Raw genomic sequence first — 20708 nt, 5'->3', positions numbered from 1 at the left:
TTCGGCGGGGGTTTTTTGTTCTATTGGCCGAATATTCCCCGACGCTCCGCTCTGTCTTCGGGCTTGGCGCGTCTTTGCTCTCCGCTTTGCCCTCGGGCTTGACCCAAGAGCAGGTATCCGCCCAAAGCGGCCAAGTGTGCCGCCCAATATGTTTGCGAAGCTGCGCCGGCTGGCGAGACGGAATAGACGGCAAAGACGAAACTTCCCGATCTTGCCGCTGCGGCGCTGGACACGGCTCATCGCCTCACGATAAAAAGCCCCGTTTTTCCAAGAGGACGCGTCCGCGTCCGCTCGCCATGAAAGCCTGTGCATGACCAGCGTAAACGATCTCCGTTCGAGCTTTACCGGATATTTCGCCCGCAATGGCCACGAGGCCGTCGCGTCGAGCCCGCTGGTGCCGCGCAACGATCCGACGCTGATGTTCACCAATGCCGGCATGGTGCAGTTCAAGAACGTCTTTACCGGGATGGAAAAGCGGCCCTATTCGACTGCGACGACGGCGCAGAAATGCGTGCGTGCCGGTGGCAAGCACAACGATCTCGACAATGTCGGTTTCACCGCCCGTCACCACACCTTCTTCGAGATGCTGGGCAATTTCTCCTTCGGCGATTATTTCAAGGACCGCGCCATCGAACTGGCCTGGAACCTGCTGACCAAGGATTGGGGCCTGCCCAAGGACAAGCTCATGGTCACCGTCTATCAGGACGATGACGAGGCCATGGCGCTGTGGAAGAAGATCGCCGGTCTCTCGGAAGACCGCATCGTGCGCCTGGGCGCAAAGTCCAATTTCTGGCAGATGGGCGATACCGGCCCCTGCGGTCCGTGCTCGGAAATCTTCTACGACCATGGCGACAAGATTTGGGGTGGCCCTCCGGGTTCGCCCGATGAGGATGGCGATCGCTGGATCGAAATCTGGAACCTGGTTTTCATGCAGTTCGAGCAGCATGCCGATGGCTCGCGCACCGGCCTGCCGCGCCCCTCCATCGACACCGGCATGGGCCTCGAGCGCATTGCCGCAGTCATGCAGGGCGTGCACGACAATTACGATATCGACCTGTTCAAGGCGCTGATCTCGGCCGCTGCCAATGCCACCAATGCCGATGTCAACGGCCCGGGCAATCGCAGCCTGCGTGTCATTGCCGACCATCTGCGCTCGATGAGCTTCCTCATCGCCGAAGGCGTGCTGCCCTCCAATGAAGGCCGTGGTTATGTGCTGCGCCGCATCATGCGCCGCGCCATGCGTCATGCCACGCTTCTCGGCACCTCCGAGCCGGTCATCTACAAGCTGGTGCCGACCCTGGTGCGCGAGATGGGCCAGGCCTATCCCGAACTGTCGCGCGGCGAGGCCATGATCGCCGAAACCGTGCGCCTCGAGGAAGGCCGCTTCCTCAAGACGCTGGGCCGGGGCCTCCAGATTCTCGAAGCCGAAACCGCCGCCCTGGGCGAAGGTGATACGCTCGATGGCGCCACCGCCTTCAAGCTCTACGACACCTATGGCTTCCCCCTCGATCTGACCCAGGACGCGCTGCGCACCCGCAATATTGCTGTTGACCAGGCCGGTTTCGATGCCGCCATGGCGCAGCAAAAGGCCGAGGCGCGCAAGAACTGGGCCGGTTCGGGCGAAGCTGGCACCGACACCGTCTGGTTCGGCCTGGCCGACAAGCTCGGCCCCACCGAATTTCTCGGCTACGAGACCGAGACCGCCGAGGGCGAGATCAAGGCCCTCCTGGTCGATGGCAAAGAAGTCGACGCCATCGCGGCCGGCCAGGATGGCGTCGTTGTCGTCAACCAGACCCCGTTCTACGGCGAAAGTGGCGGCCAGGTCGGCGATAGCGGCATGATCAAGGCCGAAGGTGTCATCGCCGAGGTCACCGATACCAACAAGCACCAGGGTGTCTTCGCCCATCGCGTTACGGTCAAGGAAGGCAGCCTCAAGGTCGGCCAGCCGGTCGAACTGATCGTCGATCACGACCGCCGTTCGGCCATCCGCGCCAACCATTCGGCCACCCACTTGCTGCATGAGGCACTGCGCCTGGTGCTCGGTGACCACGTGGCGCAGAAGGGCTCGATGGTCTCCGCCGATCGCCTACGCTTCGACTTCGTGCACACCAAGCCGATGTCGCCACAGGAAATGGCTGAGGTCGAAGACATCGCCAATGCCATTATCCTGCAGAACACTCCGGTCGAGACCCGGCTGATGGGTGTCGAGGAGGCCAAGGAATCGGGCGCTCGTGCTCTCTTTGGCGAGAAGTATGGCGACGAAGTGCGCGTGGTTTCCATGGGCCTGCCCACCGGCAATGGCCTGGGCTGGTCGGTCGAGCTCTGCGGCGGTACCCATGTGCGCCGCACCGGCGATATCGGTCTGGTCTCGGTCGTGGCCGAGAGCTCAGTGGCTGGCGGCGTGCGTCGCATCGAAGCGCTGACCGGGAATGCTGCGCGTCATCGCGGCAATGCCAGCACCAATATCGTCGCCTCCGCTGCGGGCATTCTGCGCTCCGGCACTCATGAGGTGCTCGACCGGATCGAGGCCCTGCAGAACCAGCTCAAGAGCGCTGAGAAGGCCCTCTCCGATGCCCGCCAGAAGCTGGCTTTGGGCGGTGGCGGTGAGGGTGGCAGCGCCTCCGAAACCGTCAATGGCGTGACCTTTGTCGGTCGCGTGGTCGAGGGCGTCGCCGCGAAGGACATCAAGTCGGTGGTCGATGCGGAAAAGAAGCGCATCGGCTCGGGCGTCGTCGTCATCGTGCTCAAGGGCGAGGACGGGAAGGGCACCGTTGCCATCGGCGTCACCGACGATCTTACCGGCAAGTATTCCGCCGGCACGCTGATCAAGTCAGCCACTGTGGCGCTGGGCGGGCAGGGCGGCGGCGGTCGTCCCGACATGGCCCAGGGCGGCGGCCCCGATGGCGCCAAGGCCGACGACGCCATCGCGGCGATCCGCGCGCTCCTCTGACCGGCTTGGGCCGCCGGCCCTCACAAAATGAATCCAGGCATCAGGCCATCCGGTTGATCCGGATGGCCTTTTTGTTTGTTATTCGCCGATGCGGAAGAAGAAGACCCGCGGCTTCCAGCGGATCGGCCGGCGTTCGCTCAACACGTTGAGCAGGCCCGCACCCACCACCACGATCATGCCGACAATCGCGATCCAGTCCGGATATTCGCCAAAGAACAGCGCGCCGAACAATATAGCCCAGATCAGCTGGCTATATTGCACCGGCGCGATGAGATTGGCCGGCGTCTGCTTGGTGGCGGCAATCAGCATCAACCCGCCGACCCCGCCAAGCAGGCCGATACCGAGCAGCACGACCAATTGCAGGGGCGTCGGCATGACGAAATTGGGCAGCATCAGCGTGCCGTTGATCACGGCCGAATAGAAGACCTGGATGCCCACCAGGCTGACCCGCCGCTCGCGCGGCGCCACATGGCGCAGGATTACCGTGGTCACCGCGCCCAGGCACGCACCCAGCATGATCACATAGTGCCCCAGCTCCAGCTCCCGCATTCCCGGACGAATGACCAGCACCACGCCAAGGAAGCTCACCGCCAGCAGCAGCCAGCGCTGCAGCGCCACATGTTCCTTGAGCACCAGCACCGAGAGCAGGGTGACGAAGAGCGGCGTGGTGAAGCCGACGGCGTAGACATCGGCAAAGGGGATATGGGTAAAGGCATACATCACGCAGGCGGTGCCGGTGATGGCCGTGGCGCAGCGTAGATGCACCAGCCAGGGATGGTGGAGCTTGTAGATGTCCCGCCAGCGCTCACCCCTTTTGGTCAGCATCACCGGAATGATCGAAAAGCTGGTGGTGAAGAAGGCGATCTCGAAGACCGTCAGGGACGGGCCGACGGTCTTGATCAGCGCGTCGGCGATCGAAAAGGCAGCATAGGCCATAAAGGCGAGAATGACGCCGACAGGCATCGCAAAATCCGAAATGAATGGAGGGACTCAGGAAAGCGCGAGTACCATACAAGCGGATTGTCTCCACGTCATCATGGCAGCGGGGGGAATTGCGGCGCTGCGGCACCAGCCGCAGCAGCATTTGCTCCCCCGCAATCATGGGGTGATGTGCAGGCCGGAATGCCCCTAAAACTGGGGTCGTCGGCAGCTGCAAGTCTGATTTAACCGTTCATGTCGGCTTCATGCTAAGCATGGCTTGTTGTGCGCGGATGCGGGGGCGGTGTGCAGCCCGCTTTTTGGAGGGCATTCCAATGCATAAATTGAAGAAGCTCGTTCTGGGCGCGGTCGCCGCGCTTGGCCTGGCCTTTCCGGCCATCGCGGCAGAACGCGCCATCATCGTTCTCGACGGCTCCGGCTCCATGTGGGCCCAGATCGACGGCAAGGCGCGCATCACCATTGCGCGCGAAACCCTCGATTCCGTGCTGTCCAGCCTGCCTGACGACCTCGAATTGGGCCTGATGACCTATGGCCATCGCGAAAAGGGCAATTGCGGCGATATCGAAATGCTGGTCGAGCCGGCGCCGGGCACCGGTGCAGCCATCGCCGCCGCCGCCAACAAGATCAATCCCAAGGGCATGACGCCGCTCTCGGATGCGGTGCGGCTCGCTGCCGAAGACCTTCGCTATACCGAGGAAAAGGCCACGGTGATCCTGATCACCGATGGCCTCGAAACCTGCGAGGTCGACCCTTGCGCGCTGGCCACCGAGCTCGAAGGCCAGGGCGTCGATTTCACCACCCATGTGCTCGGCTTCGGTCTTTCCGACGAAGAGGGCCGCCAGGTGGCATGCCTTGCCGAGAATACCGGCGGCAAATATCTCTCCGCCCAGAATGGCGCCGATCTCGTCGATGCGCTCACCACCACTGTGGCCCAGGTGGTCAAGGCCGAGCCGAAGCCCGAGCCGGCCCCGGCACCCGCACCAGTCGCCGACCACAATTACCGCCCGTCCGCCTCGCTGGCCGAAGGCGGCCCGAATATCGGCGACGGCGGCAGCGACGACCTGATCTGGGAATGGCATCAGGTTAATGCCGATGGCAGCAAGGGCGAGTGGATCGGTACCGACTATTATGCCCGCTTCAAGGGCACCCTGCCTCCGGGCGACTACATCATGACGGCCAAATATGGCTATGCCACTGCCGAGCAGCCGGTGACCATCACCAAGAATGAAGTGGCTTCCCCACACTTCGTGCTCAATGCCGGCCGCCTGCTGCTGCACCCGCGTGCATCGGAAGGCGAGGAAGTCGATCGCGATGCCTCGACCGAGGTCAATGCCAACGGTGCCTATGTCACCACGGCTTACGGCGAAGTTGCCCTCTACGTTCCAGCCGGCGAGATTGCCGTTACCGTCAAGCTCGGCTCGGCCATGGTTGAGCGCACCTATACGCTGAAAGCCGGTGAAACCATCGATGAGGACGTCATTCTCGGGGCGGGTATCGCCAAGGTGAATGCCGACTATGTCGAGGGCATGAAGGTCGAGGACGGCGATCTTGCGGTCGAAATCTTCGAGGCTAAGAAGGCGATCGACGGCAGCCGCAAGAGCGTGGGCTATGCCTATGGTCCAGACAGCTCCTTCGACCTGCCGGCAGGTGACTATGTCGCCGTCGCCAAGATGGATGCGGCTACCGCCGAAACGCCGTTCACCGTCGAGGCCGGCAAGGCCATCGATGTTTCGGTCTTCCTCGGCGCAGGGGTGCTTGCCCTGACCATCCCTGAAGCCAAGGCCGTCGAAATCTTCGAGGCCAAGCGCGACATCCAGGGCAATCGCAAGTCGGTGGCCTATGGCTACGAAACCGAAATGCAGAAGGTTCTGCCGGCCGGCGACTATGTGGTGGTTGCCGAACACCACGACGGCAGCGGTGAGTTCGAAGCGCCTGTGACCGTCAAGGCGGGCGAGCGCAATGAATACACCATCGAAGCCGCAACCGCCGGAAAGTCCAAGAGCAAGTAATCTGACCGTCCCGATGCCAAGCGCCGGGACGGACCACAAAGAAGAAGGGCCGGAGCATCGCTGCTCCGGCCCTTTTTCTAGTCTGCTACCATCCCGGCGTCGTGCGCCGGGACACAAGCGAACCTGGCTTATGCCATTGCCTTCTGCAGGTTCTGGTCGATGGCGTCGAGGAAGCCCAGGGTCGAAAGCCAGGGCTGATCCGGACCGACGAGCAGGGAGAGATCCTTGGTCATCTTGCCTTCTTCGATGGTGTCGACGGTGACCTTTTCCAGCGTCGATGCGAACTTGGCCAGCGCTTCATTGTCGTCCAGCTTGGCGCGGTGGGCGAGGCCACGGGTCCAGGCGAAGATCGAGGCGGTGGAGTTGGTCGAGGTTTCCTTGCCCTGCTGGTGCTGGCGGTAGTGACGGGTCACCGTGCCGTGGGCGGCTTCGGCTTCCACGATCTTGCCATCGGGCGTGGCCAGAACCGAGGTCATCAGGCCGAGCGAACCAAAACCCTGGGCCACGATGTCGGACTGCACGTCGCCGTCATAGTTCTTACAGGCCCAGACATAGCCGCCGGACCACTTGAGGGCCGAGGCGACCATGTCGTCGATCAGGCGGTGTTCGTACCAGATCTTCTTGGCTTCGAACTGTTCCTTGAACTCGGCGTCGTAGATTTCCTGGAAGATATCCTTGAAGCGGCCGTCATAGGCCTTGAGGATGGTGTTCTTGGTCGAGAGATAGACCGGAACGCCGCGGGCAAGGCCGTAGTTGAAGCTCGAATAGGCGAAGTCGCGGATCGAGTCGTCGAGATTGTACATGGCCATGGCCACGCCGGCGCCGGGGGCCTGGTACACTTCGTGCTCGATGACCTGGCCATCTTCACCGGTGAACTTGATCGACAGCGTGCCCTTGCCGGGGAACAGGAAGTCGGTGGCGCGGTACTGGTCGCCGAAGGCGTGACGGCCGACGATGATCGGCTGGGTCCAGCCCGGGACGAGGCGCGGCACGTTCTTGCAGATGATCGGCTCGCGGAAGATCACGCCGCCCAGGATGTTGCGGATGGTGCCGTTGGGCGACTTCCACATCTTCTTGAGGCCGAATTCCTCGACGCGCTGCTCATCGGGAGTGATGGTCGCGCACTTGATGCCAACGCCATGCTTCTGGATGGCATGGGCGGCATCGACCGTGATCTGGTCGTTGGTGGCGTCACGGCTTTCAACGCTGAGATCGTAATATTCGATCGGCAGGTCGAGATAGGGATGGATGAGCTTGTCCTTGATCGCCTGCCAGATGATGCGGGTCATCTCATCGCCGTCGAGATCCACAACCGGATTGGCGACCTTGATTTTGCTCATCGAAAAACTCCCTAACAGAAATACGGTTTTCGGCCTTCGCCGTTCGTCGGCCCGTATAGCATCGCGGGCAAAAAGCGCAAAGTCCGCCTCGGCAAGGGGCCATGCCTATTTCGGCGGCAGCGTCGTCACGAATGCCTGCGCCAGCTGCAGCCAACCGGCCAGCGCGTCGTCATCCTCGATGGCGTCGCCGGGCAGCACGACGAAATCCCGCATGGAGCGGCCATTCATCACCATGACCTCGGCGCCGGGTCGAGCGAGCGCTTCCTCCATGGCGCCCTGGCCGACGCGCACGATCAGCGCGCCTTCCTTGGTGGGACAGACCAGCATATTGCCGTTCATCATGAAGGCGCGCCCGCCGAACATCTTCTTTTCGCTATAGACCAGCCGTGGCGGCATGACGTTGCGGATGCGTTCGGCGAGGTCTTCGGATGCCATGCTCATGGCGTCTTCTCCGGGCGATAGGCGGAATGCTGCGGCATCGCCGCATCGACCAGGTCCCAGGGGGCGTGGCTGCGGGCAAAGATCAGCTGGTTGGGCTGGAACCAGGCGTTTTGTCCGGCAAACAAGCCCACGGGCAGGATGCGGAAAGCCGGAGCCCGCGAGGACTGCGCCATCACCGTGGTGCCGCATTCGGGGCAGAAGTGCCGCGTGAACACGGCGCCGGAATCTGCTGCGCGGACAAAGCTTTTGGTCGCGCCAATCGTTTTCACGCTACCGACTGGCGCCAGCACCACCGAGGCGTGGCCACCGCCCGTCGCCTTCTGGCAGTTGAGGCAGGCGCATTGAAACATCGAAATTGCCTGCCCGGAAACGCTGAGCGTGATGGCGCCGCAATCGCAGCTGGCGGTGAGGTCGAGATGGGGCATGGAGCTCATGATCGCGAGGCTGGCATGGCCGCCACCGCCTCGCAAGAGCCGGGTTGCCTTTGGGCGGCAGGGAGATGAAATTGTGACATGTCCATACGCCCCGATTATCCGCTGAACACTGCCCGCCTCGTCCTGCGCCCCTTCTCCCGCGGCGATGTCGACGCCGTCTACGACTATCGCAGTCGTGAGGACGTGGCGCGCTATCTGTTCGATCCGCCGCTCAGCCGCGACGAATGTGCGCTAGCCATTCAGCAACGCACCACCCAACTGGCGCTCGAGGCGGAGGGAGACCGCATCATCCTTGCCGTCGAGACCAGGGACGACCAGTCCCTGGTGGGCGAGGTGTCGCTGATCTGGCGGTCGGTGGAGGCGCGACAGGGCGAGCTGGGCTGGATCTTCCACCCCGACCATCACGGCCGGGGCTATGCCACCGAGGCGGCCGCCGAACTGCTGCGGCTTGGCTTCGAAGATGCCGATCTGCACCGCATCTATGCTCGCTGCGACGCGCGCAATGACGGCTCCTGGCGGCTGATGGAGCGGCTGGGCATGCGGCGCGAGGCCCATTTTCGTGAACACGCCCTGTTCAAGGGTGGTTGGGACGAGGAATTCTACTACGCGATCCTGCGCGCAGAGTGGGTTTCGCAGGGCGTATCGGGCGCGCTTCGGGCTGCCCGATCACAATCGTCGTAAGGGTACGATTTTCCGCGTAATCTCAGGAACTTCGGTTGGAGGCACACGTTCTCGACGCAGGGCATTGGGCAGCGCTTTGCGGAGGAACGAACCATGGCGATACTACAGCTACCGATCGAAACAGCTCACCTCTCCCTCAGGCCCTTCGAACGCTGTGATGTCGAAGCCGTAGCCCGCTATCATCTTCTCCCCGGCGTACAGCGTTATGTGATGCGCCAGACCCGCTATACCGACGACGTTGCCCTCGCCGTCGAGCATATGCGCAGCCAGGTTCAGCTCAATCGTCCGGGCGAAACCCTTGTCCTTGCTCTCGTCCGCAAGGGCGACCAGCGCGTCGTCGGCCAGATTTCCCTCACCTGGGCCGATGCCACCTCCGGGCAGGGCGAGTTGCGCTTCGCCATCGATCCATCACAGGCCGGCAATGGCTACCTGACCCAGTCCATCGGCGCCATGCTCGATCTGGCCTTTGACCATTTCGGCATGCACCGGGTGATGGTGCGCGGCGATGGCCGCAGCCATCATACCAATGCGCTTATGCAGAGGCTGGGTTTCCGCCTGGAAGCGCATTATCGTGAGCATGCGCTGTTCCGTGGCGAATGGGACGAAGAGCTGCATTTCGCGATGCTGGATCGGGAATGGCGCCGTAGCACGAAGGTACAGATCCTGCCCCTGCGGGAGCGTGTCGCTTGACCTCACGCGCGCGCAAACCTAATGCGCTGATCCATCTCGGTCGATCAGCTTAAATTGCATGGCTGGCCTGCATTCTGGATGCAAGAGGCAGGCGGAGATGCTTTAGTGCGGTCAAGGCACCGGCCGGACGGGCGTCGGGATTCGAGGGGGATTCAGACTCCACGGGTTGGTGCCCTAAAATGCGTCAAGAAGGCCCCCTATGCCAACCATGCCTGCCGCACCCGTTTCCGGGCCCGGTCGTGATTATGCTACAGCAGCGTCGCGGCTGCTTCTCGTTCTCGCAACCACCATCTTTTTCGCCTCACTTGCGGGTATTCTTTCGCGTCCTAACGGTTTCCTTGCCGCGTTCTGGCCGGCGAATGCCATCCTCGCCGTGATCTTGCTGCGCGTCGCGGCACCCATGCGCTTTCCGGCGCTGATCGGCGCGCTTCTGGGCTATCAGGCTGCCGGCTATGCGACGGGGGATGTGTCCTGGGTCGCCATCCAGCTCACCGCCGCCAATATGGTCAGCGCCGTAACCTTCACCTTTGCCTACCTGTCGTTTTGCGAAGAGCAGATGAGCATTGGTCGGCCCCGGGCCATCCTGGCGCTGGTTGGCGCCTCCGTGCTCGCCGCCGCAGCCGCCGGCGTGGCCGGTGCCCCGATCCTGGCCGAAATCTCGCATGCGAGCTATTTCGATGCCTGGCGCACCTGGTTCGGCTCCGAGATCATGAGCTATCTGGTGCTGGTGCCGGGCCTGCTGGCACTGGGCTGGCCGCTGCGTCGTCCCCGGCTCGCCGACATCCGCCGGCTGACCGCCAGTGCCACGCTCTTGCCCGCCCTGGCCGTGGTGGCCACTCTCGCCGTCAGCGTCGTGGCCGTCGAGCCGATCGCCATCGTCTTCCCGGTGCCGGCGCTGATCTGGGCGGCGCTGGTGCTGCCGCTGCCGGCCACATGCCTTCTGGTGATGCTGTTTTCCAGCGTCACCATGTTCGCGGTGAAGCTGGGGCTTTATGACTTCGGCACCGGCGGGCTCAGCGATCCGCTGATTTCCTCGGTGCATCTTGGGGTGGCAATGATCGCTCTGGCCCCGGTGCTGGTGGCCGCCGTCACCGCCGATCGCCGTCGCCAGTTCTCGGAGCTCGAAAAGGCGGCCCGTTTCGATGCGCTGACCGGGGCGCTCAATCGCGGCGCCTTCATGGCCGAGGGGGAAGCGATGGTCACGGCGCAACGCCGCGCCCATGCACCGATGGCGGGTCTGCTGCTCGATGTCGATCATTTCAAGCGCATCAACGACCTGCATGGCCACGCCGCCGGCGATCTGGCGCTTACGGCCATGGCAGCCGTCATCCGCAAGACCATTCGCGGTGGCGATCTGTTCGGCCGGCTGGGTGGGGAGGAATTTGCCCTTCTGCTCCCCGACGCCGATCTCGACGCGGCGGCTCTGGTGGCCAATCGCATCTGCCGTCAGATCGAGCGCCTGCAGACGCCCATTGCCGATGGCACCATTCTCACCATGACCGTCAGCATCGGCGTCGTCGCCTCGGTCGAGACCACGGTGGAATTGTCCGAAGTGCTTTCGCTTGCCGACCGGGCAATGTATGAGGCCAAGCGCGCGGGGCGGAACCAGGTTCAGCGCCGCGATCTTGACGCGATGCACTACGACGAGGACAGCGATCATGGCGGGAACCGACCGGTCTCAGGAAGCCAGCTTCAAGCCGACTCCGGCCATCATTCTGTGTGAGCCGCAACTGGGTGAGAATATCGGCTCGGCCGCCCGCGCCATGGCCAATTTCGGCCTCTGGGATCTTCGCCTGGTCCGCCCGCGCGATGGCTGGCCCAACGAGAAGGCCATTGCCGCAGCGTCACGCGCCGACCACGTGCTGGAGCGCGTTCGGGTGTTCGAGACGCTGGAAGAGGCCATATCCGATCTGACCCTGGTCTATGCCACCACGGCCCGTTCCCGCGACATGCAGAAGGACGTGCTCGGCCCTGAGGAGGCGTCCAACACTATGGCCGGCCATATTGCGGGAGGGCGGGGGGCAGGGCTGTTGTTCGGCCGCGAGCGCTGGGGCCTGCTCAATGACGAAGTCGCCATGTCGGACGCCATCGTCACCCTGCCGGTCGAGCCGGCCTTCGCCTCGCTCAACATCGCCCAGGCCGTGCTGCTGATGTCCTATGAATGGCGCCGCACCAGCGCCGAGGGCAGGGCATTGCCGTTCAGCGAGGGTCTCGACGAAGCCGCGCCGCGTAACGAGCTCGTGGGCCTGTTCGAGCATCTCGAAGGCGTGCTCGACCAGTCCGGCTTCTTCACGACGCCCGACAAGCGCCCCAGCATGGTCAACAACCTGCGCACCGCCCTGACCCGCGGCCGCTTCACCAGCCAGGAAATCCGCACCCTGCGCGGCGTCATCTCCTCCATCGACCGCCGCCACCTCCGCCCCAACCCCAATCGCGCCAAAAAGACCGACACGGACGAGTAATTTTCCCACTGACCGGTCCGCCCTCGGGCTCGACCCTCCAGCCCCCCACCCACCGGCCGTCACCCTCGGGCGAAGACCCGAGGGCTCTGCCCTTAAAGCCCTATCGCCAAACGCAGCCCCCGGCTTAGCGCACCGCCCTGTGCCACTCTTCATCGAGCACCACCCCCAAACCCATCAATCTTGCGCCTAACCGGACGGAATCGCGTTTATCGCCTTTGACGGCCCCGCGCCGGCATGCGAAGCCTGCGACATTATGAGCAGTCACGCACCCTCCGAGCCCTCGAAGCTCGCCTTCAGCTATCTCGGCTTCCGCTTTTTCTGGCTCACCACGCTGTTGGTGAGCTTTGCCGTGCAGATCATGTCAGTGTCGATCGCCTGGCAGATCTATGACGTCACCGGCAATGCCTTCCTGCTCGGGCTGGTCGGGCTCTGCCTGTTCCTGCCGGCGCTGCTGCTGATGTTGATTACCGGCCTCACCGCCGACCGCTTTAACCGGCGCGGCATCATGGCTATCTGCCTCACCGTCGAACTCGGCTGCGCCATCGCCTTCCTGACGCTGGTCAATGTCGAGGCGCACGAGGTCTGGCCGATTTTCGTGGTGCTGGTGGTGCTGGGAACGGCGCGGGCCTTCTGGGGCCCTGCGGCGCAGTCGCTGGCGCCCAATCTGGTGCCCGCCGAAGCGCTCAGCAATGCCATTACTGTCAATGCCTCCGCCTGGCAGTTTGCCTCCATTACCGGCCCTGCCGTCGGCGGCTTGCTCTATGGTGTCGCGCCCGGCTTTGCCTTCGGCACCGGCGCAGCCTTGCTCATCTGCGCCGTCGTCACCGTGCTGCTGATTCCGCGCCCGGCGCAGCGTCAGTCACATCAGGCCACCAGTCTCGAAACCATTTTCGGCGGCTTCCGCTACATCTTTTCCAACAAGGTGGTGCTGGGCGCCATCTCGCTCGACATGTTCGCCGTGTTGATGGGCGGGGCCGTGGCGCTGCTGCCGGTCTATACCAAGGATATCCTGCATGCCGGGCCGATGGAGCTTGGCCTGTTGCGCGCCGCGCCGGGGATCGGCGCCATCCTCATGGCGCTCTATCTCACCCGTTTCCCGGTGCGTGATCATGCCGGCAAGATTCTCTTCATCTTCGTAGGCCTGTTCGGCGCCTTCACCGTCATCTTCGGTCTCTCGACCACCGTGTGGCTCTCCATTCCCGCTTTGGCGCTGGTCGGGGCCTGCGACATGGTCAGCGTCACCATTCGCGAAACCATCATGCAGCTCTGGACGCCCGAGGAGGTGCGCGGGCGCGTCAATGCGGTCAATTCGGTGTTTATCGGTGCCTCCAACGAGCTGGGCGAGTTCCGCGCCGGCACGGTGGCCCATTTCATCGGCCCGGTGCCTGCAGTGGTCATTGGTGGCTTCGGCGCCATGGCGGTGGCGGTGATCTGGAGCCGGCTGTTCCCGCAATTGCGCCAACAGCGCCATATCGACAAGCGCATGGCCTGAAAAAGCCCTGCGGCGCTTGACTCGAGGGGGCAGGGCCTCTAAGACGCGGCCACCTATTCCGGCCATATGGCCCATAGGCGCACCCGGGATTCTCTCATTGGGAGGTCTGTCGGTCCTGTCGCAAGCCAGGGCAGAGGAGGGCGCGATCCATTCAAACGTTTAAGAAGGATACGCGATGTCGAAGCGTCATTCCGTAAAGTACAAGATTGACCGTCGCCTTGGCGAAAACATCTGGGGCCGTCCGAAGTCCCCGCTGAACGCTCGTGCCTATGGCCCCGGCCAGCACGGCCAGCGCCGCAAGGGCAAGCTCTCGGACTACGGTCTGCAGCTGCGCGCCAAGCAGAAGCTCAAGGGCTACTACGGCTCGATCACCGAGAAGGCCTTCCGTCGTCTTTATGACGAAGCGGCCCGTCGCAAGGGCGACACCGGCGAGAACCTGATCGGCCTGCTCGAAGGTCGTCTGGACGCCATCGTCTACCGCGCCAAGTTCGTCCCGACCGTGTTCGCCGCCCGTCAGTTCGTGTCCCACGGCCACGTTCTGGTCAACGGCAAGCGCGTCAACATCCCGTCCTACCAGGTCCAGATCGGCGACAAGGTCGAAGTGCGTGAGCGCTCCAAGCAGCTCGCCATCGTCCTCGAAGCCAACCAGCTCGCCGAGCGTGACGTTCCCGATTACGTGGAAGTCGATCACGGCAAGCAGGTCGCGACCTTCGTGCGCGTTCCCGCCCTGTCGGACGTGCCCTATCCGGTCCAGATGGAACCGAACCTGGTCGTCGAATTCTACTCGCGTTAATCGCGAAACGACCCCAAATGCCGAAAGGGCCGCTCTCCGGAGCGGCCCTTTTGTTTTGGGCTTTTCGCAGATCCACAAGTGCTGGCACAGTCTCTCGCTGGCCCACCGGCCGTCACCTCGGCCGAGGCTGTGCTCAACCCGAGCTCGGGAGATCGATCCCCGCCCGAGGCCAGAATGGCATCCCGTTATCGCCGTCGTTTTTGAAAGTCACGGCGGGGCGTGAGCATCACGCGCCCTTTCACCGGCGTCACCCTCGGGCCCGACCCGAGGGCGTTTCACTCACGTCAATTGGCTCTGGTAAAGACCGCTCGGGTCAAGCCCGAGGGTGACGAACTGAGGTGGGAGAAATACAAATGAATAGGGGCGGCACCGCCGCCCCCCTTAAAACCCTAAAGCTTTTCGTGGTCTTGTTGATTCAGCTCTGTCGCCCCCTCACCCCTTGAAGGGGAGGGCTGGGGTGGGGGGTGGTTGAGTGCGCCCACTGATGGACCCCCACCCTCAATCCCAATCCATTCGAGCGTAGCTCGAATGGCCTTCTCACCTAAAATCGCTCCACTGGAGCGATTTTGCCTCCGGCACGGGTCGAGGCCCCTCAAGGGGGAGGGCGGCGATGGAGCTCTGAGGCCACCGAAGTTTGAACTGATCTAAAGTCCGGGCGGGACGCCTTCCTTGCCGCCGTCGAGGTCGGTGATCAATGCGCGGAACTCGGCTTCGGTCGCCAGATAGCGCGGATCGTCATAGTCCACGCCCGAGATGGCACCGGGCGGAATATTGGCCTCGAAGGTACGAAGGCGCTTATAGACCGAGATCAGCGAAATAATCGTGGTCCAGGAATTGGCGAGGAACCGGAAGGAATCCTCCACCTGCCCGAAGGCATTGCTCACCTGCTGGAACAGGCCCAGCGTCAGCGCACCTGCCGCGATCGATGGCGACATGGCGATCAGCGGCACGAAATTGGCACCCTGCAGGTAGATGTAGCGCGCGACGTTGAAGTAGAGATAGTGGCCATAGAGCCGGAAGTAGTTGCGCTGTACGCCCAGGAAGAATTCCTTGGTATCGAGCGGGCGGGCGCGTTCCGGATCGTCTTCGCCATAGACCAGTTCCTTTCGGAACGCGGCCTCGACGCGCTGGTTCTGGAATTCGAGGCCCGGCAGCTTGATGCCCACCAGACCCAGCAGCACCGTGCCGGCGACAGCGGACATCAGCGCCACCCAAACAAGGCTGCCGTTCACCGGGCCGATGATGGGGAGTTCGGTGATGTTCTGCGACAATGTCCACAGCAATGGCAGGAACACCAGCAGCGTCATGATCGAGCTGACCAGCGCTACGGCGAGGCCTTCAACGATATTGGCAAAACGCTGCGTATCTTCCTGAATACGCTGGGATGCGCCTTCCACTCCGCGCAGCCGCGGCCAGTGGCTCATGTAGAAGAAGGTCATCGCCCGGCGCCAGCGGAACAGGTAGTGCGCGATGAAGAAGGCGTTGAGCACCAGCACGGCGATGCGGGGCAACAGCACATACAGCACTGTCCAGAGCTCGCCATAGATCTGTTCCAGCGATACGCTGCCCGGATTGGTCAGCGCCCCCTGGAACATGTTGTAGAATTCGCCATACCAGGCGTTCATCCAGGCGCCGATCTGCACATCGAAGAATACCACTTCGATGATGGTCACGCTGCCGACGACGCTCCACCAGTACCAGCGGCGATTGTCGCCGATCCAGTACCAGGGGATGCAGAATAGTATCCCGGACATCACCACGAATTGGTAGAGCCAGACCTTGTCGGGCGTCAGGAAGGGCTCGGCCTCACCTTCCGCCGCCACCTGGCCGAAGACTGAGCCGAGGCCAATGATATTGGATAGGGCCGGCCCGATGGTGAACCATACCACCATGCAGAATGCCGTCCAGGCGAGGGCCGAGCCGAAGAACAGCTTTGGATTGGGAAAAAAGGAGCGAAACACCGGGAGACTCCAGGGTGCCGTGAGGATGGTTCATCTAACTGTGGCAAACGGGTTAAAACAAGGAAGGGAAGTTAAGCTTTGGTAAGGTTGTGCACCGCCGCTTTGACTTCCCATCGCCCGATATCGGCGCTATCAGCTTTTTCGACCGATCAAATGAGAGTTTTGCCATGAGTGCGGCGATGGAAGCCCCCGCCATCCCGGAAGACGACGCCGACACCTCCGGCGCGCATCCGATCTACGCCCATGCCCCGCGCTCGGTGGAGTTCAACAAGCTGCGCAAGCGGCTGATCCGCAATACCCGCGAGGCGCTGGACAAGTTCGCCATGGTGCGGCCGGGCGACAAATGGCTGATCGCCCTCAGCGGCGGCAAGGATTCCTATGGCCTGCTCGCCCTCCTGCTCGATCTCAAATGGCGGGGCCTGTTGCCGGTCGAGCTGCTCGCCTGCAATCTCGACCAGGGCCAGCCCAATTTTCCCAAGCACATCCTGCCCGAATTTCTGACCGGGCTGGGTATCGCGCACCGCATCGAATATCAGGACACCTATTCGATCGTCACCGACAAGCTGCCGGCCGGGGCCACCTATTGCTCGCTCTGCTCGCGCCTGCGCCGCGGCAATCTCTATCGCATCGCCCGCGAAGAGGGCTGCACCGCCCTGGTGCTCGGCCACCATCGCGACGACAGTCTCGAAACCTTCTTCATGAACCTCTTCCACGGCGGCAAGCTCGCCGCCATGCCGCCCAAGCTGGTCAATGACGAGGGCGATCTCGAAGTCTTGCGCCCGCTGATCTACTGCGCCGAAGAGGACCTGCAGCGCTTTTCCGACGCCATGGCCTTCCCGATCATCCCCTGCGATCTCTGTGGTTCGCAGGACGGCTTGCAGCGCAATGTCACCAAGGCCATGCTGACCGACATGGAAAAAGCCATGCCCGGCCGCAAGGACGTGATGATCCGCGCCCTGGGCAATATCAATCCCAGCCATATGCTCGACCCGAAGCTTTTCGATTTCGCAGGCCTCTCCACCAGCCGGAGCCCGTCTTGACCATCGACGTCATGCGCCTCGCCGCCATCCTGCGCGATGCCGGCAACCAGGAAATCGTGCCGCGGTTCCGCAATCTGGACGAGGCCGATATGGGGCAGAAGGCCAATGAATATGATCTCGTCACCGAGGCCGATCTCGGCGCCGAGCGCGTCATCACCGCCGCCTTGCGCGACCTCTATCCGGAGGCGCTGATCGTCGGCGAGGAGGCCTATGCCGCCGACAAGTCCATTCTCTCCGGCCTGGTCGAAGCCGATCTCGCCTTCGTCATCGACCCGGTCGATGGCACCTTCAACTTTGCCGCCGGCAATGGAATGTTTGGCTCCATCCTCGCCGTGGTGCGCCAGGGTGAGACCATTGGCGGGCTGATCCTTGATCCCCTGCGCGGCGATGTGCTGATCGGCGAGCGCGGGGCAGGGGCGCGACTGGTGAAGTCCAACGGTCAGAGCCGCCCCATCAGGGTTGCCGCGCCCACCAGCCTCGACACTATGGTTTCGGTCGCCTGCTGGAGCTATCTGCCCGACCCCATGCGCGCCCGCGTCGCCGCCAATCTCACCAAGGTCAAGCTGGCCATGGCCTATGGCTGTTCGGCCTATGAATATTGGATGCTCGCCAGCGGCCGCGCCCATTTCTCCGCCTCGCATGGGGTCATGCCTTGGGACCACCTGGCCGGGGCGCTGATCCATGCCGAAGCCGGTGGTTTCAGCGCCCATTTCGACGGCACGCCTTTCCGCGCCGGTCGCATCGATGCCGGCATTCTCAACGCGCCCGACAAGGAGAGCTGGCAGCTTATTGCTCGCGACATTCTCGGGCTCTGAATCGACCACACCTGAACCGACAAGGACTTCATGCCATGAATATCGATCGTCTGGCCGCCATTCTCCGTCAGGCCGCCAAGGATGAGATCATGCCGCGCTTTCGCCGGCTCGATGATGGCATGATCCAGACCAAGACCAGCGCCTTCGACCTCGTCACCGAGGCCGATACCAATGCCGAACGCGTCATCACCGCCGCCATCAATGCCCACTCGCCCGATACCGTGGTCATCGGCGAGGAAGCGGTCTCGGCCAATCCGCGCCTGCTCGATACGCAGTTCGAGGATCGAATCGTGATTTACGTCGATCCCGTTGATGGCACTGCCAATTTTGCCGGCGGTCTGCCGCTCTTCGCGGTCATGGCCTCGGTGGTGCAGAATGGCGAGCCGGTCGCCGGCGTCATCTACGATCCGCTGGGCGACGATTTCCTGATGGCCGAAAAGGGCTGCGGCACCTGGCAGGTGTTTCCCGATGGCCGCCGCATCCGCCAGAAATTCGCCGATCCCGTGCCGCTGTCCGAAATGGGCGGCTCCGCCTCCACCGCCTTCCTGCCGGTCGGGCAGCGCCGCGTCGTCCTCGCCAATCTGGCCAAGGTCAAGATGACCGCCAATTACCGCTGCGCCGGCCACGAATATCGCTACGCCGCCGGCGGCAATGCCCACTTCCTCGCCTATGGCAAGCTCATGCCCTGGGACCACGTCGCCGGCGCCCTGATGATGCGCGAAGCCGGCGCCACCGTCGCCAAGTTCGACGGCACCCCCTACACCCCCCGCGACCTCTCCGGCGGCCTCCTCATCGCCAGCGACCCCGACAGCTGGCAAACCCTCCGCCAGGAGGTTTTCACGGTCTAGCCTTCGGCCCCTCTGCTCCTCCCTCCCCCCTTGAGGGGGAGGGCCGGGGTGGGGGTGGTTCAGTGATTCACTGATGGACCCCCACCCTCAATCCCTCCCCTCAAGGGGGAGGGAGGCGAAAGTGCTCCGAGATCGGCTATCAAAACGCCCAAAGTAAACACCGCAGCGCCCTCGAGCACTCGCCACACGGTACCGCCTTCGGCCCCCTCTGCTCCTCCCCCTCCTTCAGGGGGAGGCCGGGTGGGGGTTCTTCTGCCTATTTTCGCCGCGCTCCCCGTCGAGCGGCCATCGCCTATGGCTTTGAGCGTGCTGCGCACCCCCTCCCAACCTCCCCCTGAAGAAGGGGGAGGAGTTGCATCGTGCCCGAACAATGCGCTCAGAGGGACGTCCCCACCCACGGTACCGCCTTCGGCCCCCTCTGCTCCTCCCCCTCTTTCAGGGGGAGGCCGGGTGGGGGTTCTTCCTATTCTCGCCGCGCTCCCCGTCGAGCGGCCATCGCATATGAGTCTGAACGTGCTGCCCACCCCCTCCCAACCTCCCCCTGGAGAAGGGGGAGGAATTATCGTGCCCGACCATGCGCTCAGAGGGACCTCGCATGGGCGGCTCCCACCTCACCCCAGCGCCGCTGCCGCCGCCTCAATCGCGTCCCTGCCACGCGCGATGCCCAGCACCTGCATCCCCGCGTCCATGCAGGCCAGCACGCCCAGCACCATATGGGCGTTGACATGGCCCATATGGCCGATGCGCAGGAAGTCGTCATATTCGGGCTCGCTGGGCAGGGCCATGCCGAGGCCGATGCCGAGCGTCACGCCTGTTTCCTGTTCCATCCAGCGCCGCAAGGCGCCGGCGCCGCCATTGGGAATGGTGGCGGCGGTGACGGAATGGCCGCGCCAGGCGGGGTTTTCCACCATCAGGCGAATGCCGCTGTCCCCAGCGCCCCAGGCATCGAAGGCGGCCCAGATCGCCCGGGCGAGCCGACCATGGCGGGCCCAGACCGCGTCGAGCCCTTCCTCGTCCAGCATCATGCTGAGTGCTTCGTGCAGGCCGAAAATATGGTGCGTGGGCGGGGTGCCGCCAAAATGCTGCCAATACTGGCTGGCTTCGATGCGCGGCGTGATATCCCAATAGGGTGTCTTGAGATCGGCGGCGCGCGCCACGGCCGCCGCCTTGTCCGACATCCAGATCAGCGCCAGGCCGGGCGGCAGCATCAGCCCCTTCTGGCTGGCGCCCACCAGCACGTCCACGCCCCACTCATCCATGCGCAGTTCATCGCATCCCAGCGAGGCAATGGCATCCACCGCCAGCAGCGCCGGATGCCCCGTTTCGTCCATGGCCCGCCGCAGCGCCGGAATGTCGTTCTTGATGCCCGAGGCGGTATCGACATGGGTCACCAGCACCGCCTTTATGCGGCGCTCCCGATCCGCTGCCAGTGCTGCTGTGACCTGCTCGGGATCGGCGGCGGCGCGGCCGAAATCGAGCATGTCCACATCGATCTGCATGCGCTGGGCGGTCTTGGCCCAATTGGTCCCGAACAGTCCCGAGGCCAGCGCCAATGCCTTGTCGCCGCGCGAGAACATGTTGCTCAGCGCTGCCTCCCAGCCGCCATGGCCATTGGCGATGTAGATGGCCACATGGTGCTGCGTGCCCGCCAGGCGCTTGAGCTGGTTGAACACCACTTCGGTCTGGGCGATCAGCTCGCCCTCATAAATGTTGGGCGAGGCGCGGTGCATGGCATTCAGCACCCGCTCGGGAATCACCGAGGGGCCGGGAATGGCGAGATAGGTGTGGCCGGTAGCAATGGGCATGGAGGAAT

At 63.4% G+C, this 20708-nt stretch carries 17 protein-coding genes; 11 read left to right on the top strand and 6 right to left on the bottom strand.

The features are described from left to right. The first annotated feature begins 310 nt into the window (after positions 1-310). Positions 311-2950 (top strand): alanine--tRNA ligase, encoded by a 2640-nt coding sequence (gene alaS, locus BGO80_RS02555; protein ID WP_286718854.1) that lies wholly within the window; start codon positions 311-313, stop codon positions 2948-2950. Between the two features lie 78 nt (positions 2951-3028). On the opposite strand, the gene BGO80_RS02550 is transcribed toward alaS, so the two are convergent. Next, positions 3029-3913, bottom strand: coding sequence for a DMT family transporter (locus BGO80_RS02550; protein ID WP_286718852.1), 885 nt, complete (start codon positions 3911-3913; stop codon positions 3029-3031). A 290-nt stretch (positions 3914-4203) separates the two neighbouring features. Between BGO80_RS02550 and BGO80_RS02545 the strand changes: the two genes are divergently transcribed. Then, a complete protein-coding gene (locus tag BGO80_RS02545; protein WP_286718851.1) occupies positions 4204-5898 on the top strand; it encodes a VWA domain-containing protein in 1695 nt (564 codons plus the stop codon). A gap of 128 nt (positions 5899-6026) precedes the next feature. Here BGO80_RS02545 and BGO80_RS02540 read toward each other — a convergent pair whose 3' ends face one another. The 3 genes from BGO80_RS02540 to BGO80_RS02530 form a co-directional block, all read right to left on the bottom strand. Continuing rightward, the gene (locus BGO80_RS02540) at positions 6027-7238 is read right to left on the bottom strand and encodes an NADP-dependent isocitrate dehydrogenase (protein ID WP_126152012.1); all 1212 of its coding nucleotides are present in this window, start codon (positions 7236-7238) and stop codon (positions 6027-6029) included. A gap of 105 nt (positions 7239-7343) precedes the next feature. Beyond that, on the bottom strand, positions 7344-7679 hold the full coding sequence (locus BGO80_RS02535) for a TfoX/Sxy family protein (RefSeq protein ID WP_286718849.1): 336 nt from the start codon (positions 7677-7679) through the stop codon (positions 7344-7346). Beyond that, on the bottom strand, positions 7676-8113 hold the full coding sequence (locus BGO80_RS02530) for a GFA family protein (protein ID WP_286718848.1): 438 nt from the start codon (positions 8111-8113) through the stop codon (positions 7676-7678). Before BGO80_RS02530 ends, BGO80_RS02535 begins: the two co-directional genes overlap by 4 nt. 78 nt (positions 8114-8191) lie before the next feature. Here BGO80_RS02530 and BGO80_RS02525 point away from each other — a divergent pair, with 78 nt between their 5' ends. From BGO80_RS02525 to rpsD, 6 genes are all read left to right on the top strand, one after another. Next, positions 8192-8794, top strand: coding sequence for a GNAT family N-acetyltransferase (locus BGO80_RS02525; RefSeq protein WP_286718847.1), 603 nt, complete (start codon positions 8192-8194; stop codon positions 8792-8794). A gap of 93 nt (positions 8795-8887) precedes the next feature. Further along, positions 8888-9484: a GNAT family N-acetyltransferase gene (locus BGO80_RS02520; protein WP_126152015.1), complete on the top strand. Its 597-nt coding sequence runs from the start codon at positions 8888-8890 to the stop codon at positions 9482-9484. A 199-nt stretch (positions 9485-9683) separates the two neighbouring features. After that, on the top strand, positions 9684-11207 hold the full coding sequence (locus tag BGO80_RS02515) for a GGDEF domain-containing protein (protein ID WP_286718845.1): 1524 nt from the start codon (positions 9684-9686) through the stop codon (positions 11205-11207). Next, positions 11143-11946: an RNA methyltransferase gene (locus BGO80_RS02510; RefSeq protein WP_286718842.1), complete on the top strand. Its 804-nt coding sequence runs from the start codon at positions 11143-11145 to the stop codon at positions 11944-11946. Before BGO80_RS02515 ends, BGO80_RS02510 begins: the two co-directional genes overlap by 65 nt. A 253-nt stretch (positions 11947-12199) precedes the next feature. Further along, entirely contained in the window at positions 12200-13438 is a 1239-nt protein-coding gene (locus BGO80_RS02505) for an MFS transporter (RefSeq protein WP_286718841.1), read from the top strand. A gap of 175 nt (positions 13439-13613) precedes the next feature. Continuing rightward, positions 13614-14231, top strand: a complete 618-nt coding sequence (gene rpsD / locus BGO80_RS02500; RefSeq protein WP_126152019.1) for a 30S ribosomal protein S4 — start codon at positions 13614-13616, stop codon at positions 14229-14231. 644 nt (positions 14232-14875) lie between these two features. Here the strand turns inward: rpsD and sbmA are convergent. Further along, entirely contained in the window at positions 14876-16192 is a 1317-nt protein-coding gene (gene sbmA / locus BGO80_RS02495) for a peptide antibiotic transporter SbmA (RefSeq protein WP_286718839.1), read from the bottom strand. Between the two features lie 179 nt (positions 16193-16371). Here sbmA and ttcA point away from each other — a divergent pair, with 179 nt between their 5' ends. From ttcA to BGO80_RS02480, 3 genes are read left to right on the top strand one after another with little or no spacing between them, the layout of a single operon-like run. Further along, positions 16372-17232 (top strand): tRNA 2-thiocytidine(32) synthetase TtcA, encoded by an 861-nt coding sequence (gene ttcA, locus BGO80_RS02490; protein WP_286719601.1) that lies wholly within the window; start codon positions 16372-16374, stop codon positions 17230-17232. Between the two features lie 11 nt (positions 17233-17243). After that, on the top strand, positions 17244-18047 hold the full coding sequence (locus BGO80_RS02485) for an inositol monophosphatase family protein (RefSeq protein WP_502686539.1): 804 nt from the start codon (positions 17244-17246) through the stop codon (positions 18045-18047). Positions 18048-18082: 35 nt separating this feature from the next. Continuing rightward, positions 18083-18895 (top strand): inositol monophosphatase family protein, encoded by an 813-nt coding sequence (locus tag BGO80_RS02480; protein ID WP_286718835.1) that lies wholly within the window; start codon positions 18083-18085, stop codon positions 18893-18895. 611 nt (positions 18896-19506) lie between these two features. Here BGO80_RS02480 and BGO80_RS02475 read toward each other — a convergent pair. Continuing rightward, entirely contained in the window at positions 19507-20700 is a 1194-nt protein-coding gene (locus BGO80_RS02475; protein WP_286718833.1) for a pyridoxal-phosphate-dependent aminotransferase family protein, read from the bottom strand. Positions 20701-20708: the final 8 nt, after the last annotated feature.

Source organism: Devosia sp. 63-57, assembly GCF_001899045.1.
Lineage (GTDB): Bacteria > Pseudomonadota > Alphaproteobacteria > Rhizobiales > Devosiaceae > Devosia > Devosia equisanguinis.
The sequence above is the reverse complement of the archived record's forward strand: the minus strand, read 5'-3'. Positions and strand labels throughout refer to the sequence as shown.